Annotated in this window: 12 protein-coding genes and 1 pseudogene; 9 read left to right on the top strand and 4 right to left on the bottom strand. The window is 38.4% G+C overall.

Annotated features, from left to right (window positions below; genetic code table 11):
* The first annotated feature begins 198 nt into the window (after positions 1-198).
* Positions 199-1,245 (top strand): HrgA protein, encoded by a 1,047-nt coding sequence (locus tag G6Q00_RS05910; RefSeq protein ID WP_163532402.1) that lies wholly within the window; start codon positions 199-201, stop codon positions 1,243-1,245.
* Between the two features lie 346 nt (positions 1,246-1,591).
* Positions 1,592-1,741 (top strand): hypothetical protein, encoded by a 150-nt coding sequence (locus G6Q00_RS08600; RefSeq protein WP_240331017.1) that lies wholly within the window; start codon positions 1,592-1,594, stop codon positions 1,739-1,741.
* Here the strand turns inward: G6Q00_RS08600 and G6Q00_RS05900 are convergent.
* On the bottom strand, positions 1,728-1,991 hold the full coding sequence (locus G6Q00_RS05900; RefSeq protein ID WP_163532401.1) for a hypothetical protein: 264 nt from the start codon (positions 1,989-1,991) through the stop codon (positions 1,728-1,730). The genes G6Q00_RS08600 and G6Q00_RS05900 overlap by 14 nt on opposite strands.
* 88 nt (positions 1,992-2,079) lie before the next feature.
* Between G6Q00_RS05900 and G6Q00_RS05895 the strand changes: the two genes are divergently transcribed.
* The 3 genes and pseudogenes from G6Q00_RS05895 (at position 2,080) to G6Q00_RS05885 (ending at position 2,906) form a co-directional block, all read left to right on the top strand.
* A complete protein-coding gene (locus G6Q00_RS05895; protein WP_163532415.1) occupies positions 2,080-2,301 on the top strand; it encodes a type II toxin-antitoxin system HicB family antitoxin in 222 nt (73 codons plus the stop codon).
* A pseudogene (locus tag G6Q00_RS05890) lies at positions 2,294-2,484 on the top strand (type II toxin-antitoxin system HicA family toxin). The gene G6Q00_RS05895 and the pseudogene G6Q00_RS05890 overlap by 8 nt, the downstream one beginning before the upstream one ends.
* On the top strand, positions 2,481-2,906 hold the full coding sequence (locus tag G6Q00_RS05885) for an IS607 family transposase (RefSeq protein ID WP_240331016.1): 426 nt from the start codon (positions 2,481-2,483) through the stop codon (positions 2,904-2,906). Before G6Q00_RS05890 ends, G6Q00_RS05885 begins: the two are co-directional and overlap by 4 nt.
* A gap of 66 nt (positions 2,907-2,972) precedes the next feature.
* Here G6Q00_RS05885 and flgK read toward each other — a convergent pair whose 3' ends face one another.
* The 3 genes from flgK to G6Q00_RS05870 all read right to left on the bottom strand — a co-directional run bounded on the left by flgK (position 2,973) and on the right by G6Q00_RS05870 (position 5,507).
* Positions 2,973-4,793, bottom strand: coding sequence for a flagellar hook-associated protein FlgK (gene flgK, locus G6Q00_RS05880; RefSeq protein WP_163532400.1), 1,821 nt, complete (start codon positions 4,791-4,793; stop codon positions 2,973-2,975).
* An 11-nt stretch (positions 4,794-4,804) separates the two neighbouring features.
* The gene (locus G6Q00_RS05875) at positions 4,805-5,233 is read right to left on the bottom strand and encodes a hypothetical protein (RefSeq protein WP_163532399.1); all 429 of its coding nucleotides are present in this window, start codon (positions 5,231-5,233) and stop codon (positions 4,805-4,807) included.
* 64 nt (positions 5,234-5,297) lie between these two features.
* The gene (locus G6Q00_RS05870; protein WP_163499433.1) at positions 5,298-5,507 is read right to left on the bottom strand and encodes a flagellar biosynthesis anti-sigma factor FlgM; all 210 of its coding nucleotides are present in this window, start codon (positions 5,505-5,507) and stop codon (positions 5,298-5,300) included.
* Positions 5,508-5,574: 67 nt separating this feature from the next.
* On the opposite strand from G6Q00_RS05870, the gene G6Q00_RS05865 reads away from it, so the two are divergent.
* The 4 genes from G6Q00_RS05865 (at position 5,575) to G6Q00_RS05850 (ending at position 8,697) form a co-directional block, all read left to right on the top strand.
* Positions 5,575-5,805, top strand: coding sequence for a hypothetical protein (locus G6Q00_RS05865; RefSeq protein ID WP_163532398.1), 231 nt, complete (start codon positions 5,575-5,577; stop codon positions 5,803-5,805).
* Positions 5,806-5,870: 65 nt separating this feature from the next.
* Positions 5,871-7,022, top strand: a complete 1,152-nt coding sequence (locus G6Q00_RS05860; RefSeq protein ID WP_163532397.1) for a peptidoglycan DD-metalloendopeptidase family protein — start codon at positions 5,871-5,873, stop codon at positions 7,020-7,022.
* On the top strand, positions 7,023-7,622 hold the full coding sequence (locus G6Q00_RS05855) for an NUDIX domain-containing protein (protein WP_163532396.1): 600 nt from the start codon (positions 7,023-7,025) through the stop codon (positions 7,620-7,622). It begins immediately after the preceding gene.
* Positions 7,615-8,697, top strand: coding sequence for a plasminogen-binding N-terminal domain-containing protein (locus G6Q00_RS05850; RefSeq protein WP_240331015.1), 1,083 nt, complete (start codon positions 7,615-7,617; stop codon positions 8,695-8,697). The genes G6Q00_RS05855 and G6Q00_RS05850 overlap by 8 nt, the downstream gene beginning before the upstream one ends.
* The last annotated feature ends 4 nt before the right edge of the window (positions 8,698-8,701 follow it).

The raw sequence follows: 8,701 nt of genomic DNA, 5'->3' as shown, positions 1-8,701 counted from the left end.
TAACATTTTAGCATATATACAAACTAGATAGTGTGTAAAGATAGTGTTTTGGTGGTGTAGTGATCAACTACCGCCTCACTGAATTTTAAACTTTTTTAACAAAGATATTATTAACATGTATGGTACAATCAGGTCTGTTATTTATTTTATATCAATAACTTTTTATTTACCCGGGAATAGTCAATGAAGAATAAGGGAATGAATGAAAACACTAAGGCTGTTATAGTAGCTGTACTTGAAGCAGTCAGAGAACCTTTGAAACCTTTGGAAATCTGTAAGCAATATAATGAAAAATTCCGAACAACCTGGGAAAGAGACGAGTCGAAAAAACACCTTGTTACCGAAGAATTAGTAAAAAGATTTACTATAAGTAAAAATGGTGTTCGAAATTCTGTTGATGAAGCGCTTAAAAGTGATCACAATGAAGAATTACCTTTTAAAAGAGTTAAAGCTAAACACCTCACTATCGCTTTAAAAGAGTGGGATACAAACAAGGAGAACACGCAGATTTTTATAAAAGATCCTACTAAAAGTGCCACTAAGACCACTACACCATCAAAAGATTATAATGAGAGAGACTTACACCCGCTTTTAGCGTATTTTGCCTACAACAAGTTAGGTTTATCCGCAAAAACTATCAATCACACTACAACAAAAGGTGGTGCAAAATCAGAAAAAGGCAAGGAAAAGGGTAAACACGAATGGCTTCATCCAGATATGGTGGGTGTAAAGTTTAGTTATGAAAATCTTGATAATAAGGCTTTACAGGAATTTATAGCCCACTTTAATAAAGAACCTTTTACATTGGTCTCTTTTGAGCTTAAAAAAGAAATCAAGAATTTGAGTGATTGCCGTGAATATTACTTTCAAGCCATTAGCAATAGTTCATGGGCGCATGAGGGTTATTTGGTAGTAGGAAAGATGGATGATAATCAAAATAAAATCATGGAATTACTCACACGATTAAACACCAGTTTTGGGATAGGGGTAATTCTTCTTAATCTGACGGACATAGAGGGTAGCAAAGTACTTTTAAAAGCTAAAACCAAAGATGAATTAGATCAAACTATGCTTTCTGAACTATGTAATAACAAGGACTTTGAAGAATTTGTGAATATTATTAACTCCCACCACAAAACAAGGGGGACCAGTAATATAGTAATTAAAGGTTTTGACGAAGTGAAAGATAAGGAAAAACTAAAGCAGTATATGAAAGAGAAAGGCATGCTTAACCTACACACCTAAATATCTTGAATCTAAAATCTTTCAAATCCCTATTTTTTGGTGTACCTGTACACGACCCATAACCTTATCCAGTGTGCTAGCATGATCAAAAGCCTAAAAGATAATGCCGCAATCAATAGAGCAAATACCTATGTGAGCTTTTTACAAGTTGTGGGCAATCTAATAATGGCGGAGCAATAAGTAATCATGCAAATGATGTGATTAATACCATAAATCTAATTGGCATGGATAGTAACACTAGCCTACTAGAGGATTGTTTGAAAAACCTAACAAAGGAACTTGAAGGCTTTAATAATCTAGTTGGAGAGGCGAAACAATCCAAGTTTTTAGTCAAAGTTTAGAAAGTTTGCCTAATCACCCGGTAAAGGTGTGGGGTTTTAGCACGCTTAAAGACTCTAGCGATAGCTTTAGTATTGATGATAAAGAGATTATACAGGGAAGTAGCATGTTATTTAGTGCAGCAGAGCCTAAGACTTATACCATTAAGTTGGGCTAAGGTAGCGATAGCTCCGATCTTTTAGCGCGGCTTGACCGGCATTATTAAAATCTGCAAACCCTAAAATTTGATCGCCCTTAAGCATTAAACTAGAATTTTTAACCCAGTCAATAGCAGGGCCTGTATGATCTAGCTCAATAGGTAAGTCTATTTTATTAGCCTTAAGCGTCTTATAAACTTTAGGCTCAATGTTGAAAGTTCGCCCGTCAATGCCGCTAATTTGTCCAATCGGTGAGTTTACAACTTGCATAGTTAAAGTTTAAGAAGTTTTAGATGTTATTTTTTGCGCATTTTAAGATTTTTTGTATGTAATTATAAGAAATTCAAAAGGCAGTGTTATACTTTTAAACGCCATTATTGAAAAAAATGAATTTGGGTATTTTGCCTATGTTCCTACCTTACAAGGTTGTATGTCGCAAGGGGAAACTTACGAAGAAATTCTAAAAAACATAAAAGAAGCTATTGAACTCTATTTAGAGAGTCTAGAAACTGATGAGTTAGCTCTTATTTCTAATAAAAATGCAGCAATAGTTCCTATTGAAGTGACTATTAATGGCTGATTTTCCTAGACTCACTGCAAAAGAAGCTGAAAAACTGCTATTGCAAAACGGCTTTGCTTTTGCTAGACAAAAAGGTAGCCATAGAGTTTACTTAAAAGGTAAGATCAGGTTTTACCCTTTCATTCTGGTGGAATTTTGTACCCTAAAATAATAAAACAGATCATGGAAAACATACTTAAATGAAGTCTAGCGAAGTCTTAAAGATTTTAAAAATATCCCGTGTTACCCTTTGGAAGTATGTTAAAAGCGGAAAGATACGGGTAAAAACTGAGCCTAATGGCTATTATAAGTACAACGATAATAATGTTTATGCGCTTGCTGGTATAGAGGATCAAAGGCTAAATGTGATTTATGCTAGAGTGAGCACTAACAAACAAAAACAAGACTTGCAAAATCAAATGGATAATAATCTTGCTTTCTTGAATGCTAAAGGCATATCTGTAGATAAAATCTACTCTGATATTAAAAGCGGCATGACCTTAGATCGACCCGGTTTTATACAACTTCTTTCTGATGTGATGGATTATAAAATCAAGGCGGTCTATGTTTCTTATAAAGACAGACTAGCTAGACTAAGCTATGAATTTGTTTATTCTTATAACTGACATGAGCAAACCTAAATACCAATAAGCTTGTTGCAAATATTTAGCATTAAGGCGGTGTGATGGCCTTTATTCTTTAATCCCCAACAAAGTTTCAATCATGCGATCAATAGCGGTGATGACTTTAGCATTGGCCGCATAGCCGCTTTGAAATTTAATAAGGTTGACCATTTCCTCATCGCTATTCACTCCAGAGATAGCCTCCTGCTCCTTTTTAACCACATGCAACACCGCTTCCTTGCTATCTAGTGTGTTTTTAGCATGCTCGGCCTCTGTGTGGATCTTGCCCACTACAAATTGGTAGTACTCCTCTATAGTCATGGGTTTATCGTTAAACTTATTTTGGTAGAAGTCCACCTTGTCATATTGGAGTTGTTGCATCATATTGGCCACATCAAAGTTACCATGAATAGGGGCTAGCCAAGGTCTTAAGGTAGTGGGCTCGCGTCTGTAAGCCTCATTAATTTTTATATCTCTAGCATTGCTGCCCTCAAAAAAAGGGTTAAGACCTAAAGCTCCAGTGATGTTAGTGCCATGATCTTTAATAGAGACAAAAAGCCCTTCAGAGGCGTTTTTAGGCTGGATAGTAAATTGCTTAGCCTTGTTATCATAATGGGCGACAAAGTAGTCATCAAAATCATTTGTGGTGTTATTATCATTATTATCATCAGTGTTAGCATTGATTTGCTTAATCACATCATTCATGGTGGTAATAGGGGTGATTTTAATGGTTTTTTTAGTAATGACTTGCCCATCTGTGTTATAGGCGATAAGATCAAAACTGCCCACCTTAATATTGTGGTTGGTATCTTTCAAGACTTCATCGCCTTCAAAATCCATCACTTTTCCCTCAATATTGTGTGCGGCACTTTGGGCGTAAATGGCATTTGTAGACTCAATTAAGCCTTTAGCAAAAGTATCTAGCGCGTCTACATAAACCTGTAATTTACCCTTAGTGGTGCCATGGGAGCCATCATTATAAATCCCCATTAAAGCCCCCACTTTGCCCTCTTGGATACGATCGGTAATATTAACCACCTTAAAATCATCGCCCCTAAAATACACCTGAGCTAGCCGGTTTTCGTTCTTATTTTCCTCCACCACTAAAGGATGAAAAATAGCCCCATCTACAATATTAAACCCATTGGCCACATTGAGTACATACCCATCATCAAAATCGGCTACTTTAATATCATTAATAGAATTAGTTTGGATATGCTTTTTAAAAACACTCCCCCCGATGAGCTCTTTTAACTGAAACTCTAATTGATCGCGCTTGTCTCTAAGTTCATTAGCTTGTTTAAGCATTTTTGGATCTTCCATTTCCTTTAAATGGCGGTTGATATTAGCAATTTCAGACCCTAAGCGGTTGACTTCTTTAATCGTGCTAACAAGTTCTGCGCTTGCCTTTTTTTGCAAAGCCACCACCCGCGCACGGGTATCATGGATATTTTGGGTAAGGGTTTTGGTTTTTTGGACTAAAGCCTGTTTTTGGGCGGGTTCTTTGGCATTTTTAGCTAAATCTTTCCACGCGTTAAAATACTCCTCTAAATCTTTGTGAATCCCCACCTCGTCCATATCCGGAAAATAAGAGGAAACCTCGCGCAAATTATCAAACTGGGTGCTATAAAAGGCGTGTTCTTGGTTAGCGCGGGTGTATCTAGCAAAAACAAAATCATCATGTACGCGTTGGATACTTTGGACATTAACGCCCATGTTCATGTTGCGGTTAGTGTACATGAGCGTACTTTGAGGTGTGGCGATCACTCTTTGGCGGCTATAAAAGGGATCGTTAGCATTAGAAATATTATTACCCGTTGCATCTACCATTACTTGGTGGGCTTGTAAGCCGGTATAAGAGGTGTTAAGCGAGGAAAGAATACCGCCCATGAAAAACTCCCTTAAGCCTGTACTTGTAAAAAGCTACTTGCGATGGTTTGTTTGTTGTAATAACCCACACTTTCATGGGGCACAATTTGTTGCATCAAAGTGGAGTAAAACTCTGAAACGGCAAAGACAATGCGCGCATAATCCGCGTTGATCTCTTTAAGTTCATTAAGACATTGGCGCATCTGTTTTAAAAGCGCGCTCCCTTTTTCATCTAGCAATTCGGCTAAGGGTTTGCCCGGATGCTTTTGCATGAGTTTTAACATCTCTTGATCAAAGAGATTTTTGCAATTTTCAAAAGAGGCGATGCGTTCTTTCTTAGTGGCATTGCGCGCAAAAATGGCCTCGTGGTTAGCCTTATGAATGTCCTCTAAGTCTTGGGTGGTGAGTTGTATAAGAGTTTGGAGATCCTCTAAAGATTGTTGGAGATAGTGATAAAGCATGTAAGACCCTTTGGCTAGATTGATCCAAAGCGCCTTAAACTCTTAAGAAGCGCTTGGTATCGCCCTAACCAAGCAAATTTTGTGCCACTTTATGGGCTGTTTTTTCCGTGTCTACTTTGTAATTCCCCTCTTCAATCGCCTTTTTGATCTGCTCTGCCTTGTTATTTTCATGCGCCTCTGATTTAGAAGCTTGTGTAGAAGAAGAGTTTTGCACAACATTGCTTTTTAAGTGAGTGGGAGTGAAAGAGGGACTATTTCCTACAGACTCAACCATGAAAGCTCCTTCCTAGCAAAATTTCAAACCCCAGATCGGCCAAACTTGAAAAATATTAAGCTATTGCATGTACATCATGCGTTTGATTAGTTCTTTGCGCAACTCCTTAGTGGTTGTAGATGACTTTTTAAACCCTTCTGAAGCAGAAAAAGCGCAGTCAGAACCTCTAAACGCAAAAATCACCATCACCGCTAAAACACAACAAAAGAGCGAAAAAACAAGGGTAGGTGTTAACCACACATGTTCAAATCTAGATTTTTCTACAGACTTTTCCATTGCACGCCTCCATAAGCTTTAAAGAAGTTATTGTATACTACAACTTACTAGCTTGATTAAAAATAAAATTCAAAATAAGGAAGTGTTGTGGTGATTAGGGCAGTTTTGGCGTGGTTGTTTTGCACGGGCTTTATGATAGCAGCGGTAGGGGAGCGTTTGGTGTGGGAAGAGGGCATGACCTTGCTTGGCTTTTTAAATAAAAACCATATAGATGCCAAAATCTATTACAACCTATCTTATCAAGATAAAGAATTAGGGACAGAAATTAGAGCCGGTACCCCCTATTACACGCTTAGAGACGATCAAGGAAAGCTTTTACAAGTATTAGTACCTGTAGGTGAGTCTGTACAGTTGCGCTTATTTGAAGATCACGGCCAATACCGCCTAGATTTTATCCCCATTGTGCTTAATAGCGCACAAAAAGTTTTTTCTATGCGTATACAACACTCCCCCTATCAAGATATTTTAAAAGCTACCGGTGATATTAAATTAGCCCAAGAATTCATTGGGATTTATAAAAAAACAATCAATCTTAAGCGCGCCGTGATTAAAGGCGATCAACTCGCCATTGTTTATACCCGTAAATACCGCCTTAATAAACCCTTTGGCTATCCTAGTATCAAAGCAGCCATGCTAGAAACTCATAAGAATAGCCACTATGTTTTTGCTTACAATGGCAAGTATTATGATACGCAAGGGAAAGAAGTAGTAGAATTTTTGTTAGAGACTCCCGTGCACTACTCCCGTATTTCTTCACGGTTTTCGCTAGGGCGCATGCACCCCATTCTTAAACAAATTCGCCCCCACTATGGTGTAGATTATGCGGCTAAAAGGGGGAGTTTAATTAGAGCTGCTACAGATGGCTATGTGGTTTCTAAGGGCTATAAAGGCGGGTATGGGAATACGGTTGAAATCAAACATGGCAGTGATTTGCGTTTAGTTTATGCCCATATGAGCGCCTTTGCAAGAGGGTTACACTTGCATGCTTATGTCAGAAGGGGGCAGGTGATTGGCAAAGTGGGTAGCACAGGTCTTAGCACAGGACCGCATTTACATTTTGGTGTGTATAAAAACGATCGCCCTATTGATCCACTTGGGCGTATCCGCACGGCTAAAAGCCAGCTTAGCGGCCATAAAAAGCAACTCTTTAGCCAAGCGATTAAACCTTATCAAACTCTCTTAGAAGATGCAATTTCCTTTGAATATGCCCAGAAAGAAACCGATGAAGTTGATTATTAAATGATTGCCTACGATCAAATCCAAGTTGTTGATTGCCCCCACTCACCCTATTTTAAGCCAAAGCGGATTTTATACGAGGAAAATGGGGTGGCTAAAAGTTGGGACATGGTGCGCGTCCATGATAGTGTTTCTATTCTGCTCTACCATACCCAAAAACAAAGCCTGCTTTTAGTCAAACAATTTAGGCCTGCTGTTTTTGTTAACGCCTGTTTATACGCAGGGCAAAGTGTAGATGGTTATACCTACGAATTATGCGCAGGATTAGTAGACAAGGCTAATAAAAGTTTAGAACAAATTGCTTGCGAGGAGATATTTGAGGAGTGCGGGTATGCTGTTGAACCCCAGATATTACAAAAAATCGGGGTCTTTTATGCGGCCACTGGTATTAGCGGGAGCAAACAAACGATGTTTTTTGCCAGCATTGGAGAGGAACATTACAAACATAAGGGCGGAGGAATTGACACAGAGGATATTGAATTAGTTTATTTGCCACTAGAAGAGTACAAGACATTTATGGCAAATGAACAAATTTGTAAGAGTGTTGGGTTAGGGTATGCGCTCTTGTGGTTTGAGCAATATTTTAAGGATAAGCGTGCTTAAAAGGTTTTTTGTGGGGGTTTTGATTTTTTGGGGGGTGTTGCATGCACAAAGTTGGAGTGAACCCTTAAAAATTGATATTGATTCAGTAGATAAAATAAGAAAGATAGTGCGTTTTCAGGCCTATGATTTAAAAGTAGGGGAGAGTGGGTATATTTTAGCCAAACTAACAGATTATAGCGTTATCGTGGCTAATGTAGAGGTATTTTCAATCCAAGATGGGGTGGCTCTTGGTAAGTATGGCCCTTTTAATGTTATGAAACAGCGCCACTTGCCCACCCCAAGAATGACGCCTAAACAGGGGAATTTGGCTATCTTTCGTGAATTTAATAACCAAGCCTTTTTAATCGCTCCAGATTTGCATACATACGAGAAAGTTAAAGATAGCTATCCAGACATCAACTTTATTAGCTCAGATTTGCTCATGACTTTTTTAAATGGATTTGATCCTACGGTTAGGGTTGTGCGCAAAGCCTGTGATATTTATAGCGTGGGTTTGTTATTTGTTGTTAGCACTAACCGGCTAAGTATTCTTGATTGCCAGAGTTTTGCTATTTTAGAATCTAGCCCACTAGATACCTCAAAAGTAGGCCGTACTTATACCCCTTTCTTTTCACGCGTAGAAGGCATTGACCGGGGCACTCTTGGTAAACTTTTTGCAGGTGGCAGAGCCACCCGTTATTTTGCCTATTATGATGCTTTATTGCGCAAACAATCAGAAAAAAGACTAATTAAAGATGTCAAAACAGAGGATAAAGAAGAGCTTAAAAAAGACATAAAGAATGCCAAAACTAGCCAAGAAAAAAAGACCTTAGAGAAAGAGTACAAAAAAGAGATTAAAGAGGAAAAGCAATCCATTATGCCCGGTCTTTCTAAGAAGCAAGAACAAGAGGAAAGGTCTTTAGACTCCACTAGCGCTAAAGAGAGAGCCAAAGAGTCTAAAGAGGCTAAGAAAGCCTATAAAAAAGAGTTGGCTAAAGAGCGCATGGAGGCAAAAGCCAAAAGAAAAGCTAAGAGGGAATCAAGGAAAAAAGATAAAAAGAAATCTAAGCAAATCCGTAAGGAGGAGCAAGAATAGGAGG

Origin of the sequence: Helicobacter suis (genome assembly GCF_902196125.1) — a bacterium.
Lineage (GTDB): Bacteria > Campylobacterota > Campylobacteria > Campylobacterales > Helicobacteraceae > Helicobacter > Helicobacter suis_B.
Note: the sequence above shows the minus strand (reverse complement) of the source record. Positions and strands in the feature narration are given on the sequence as shown.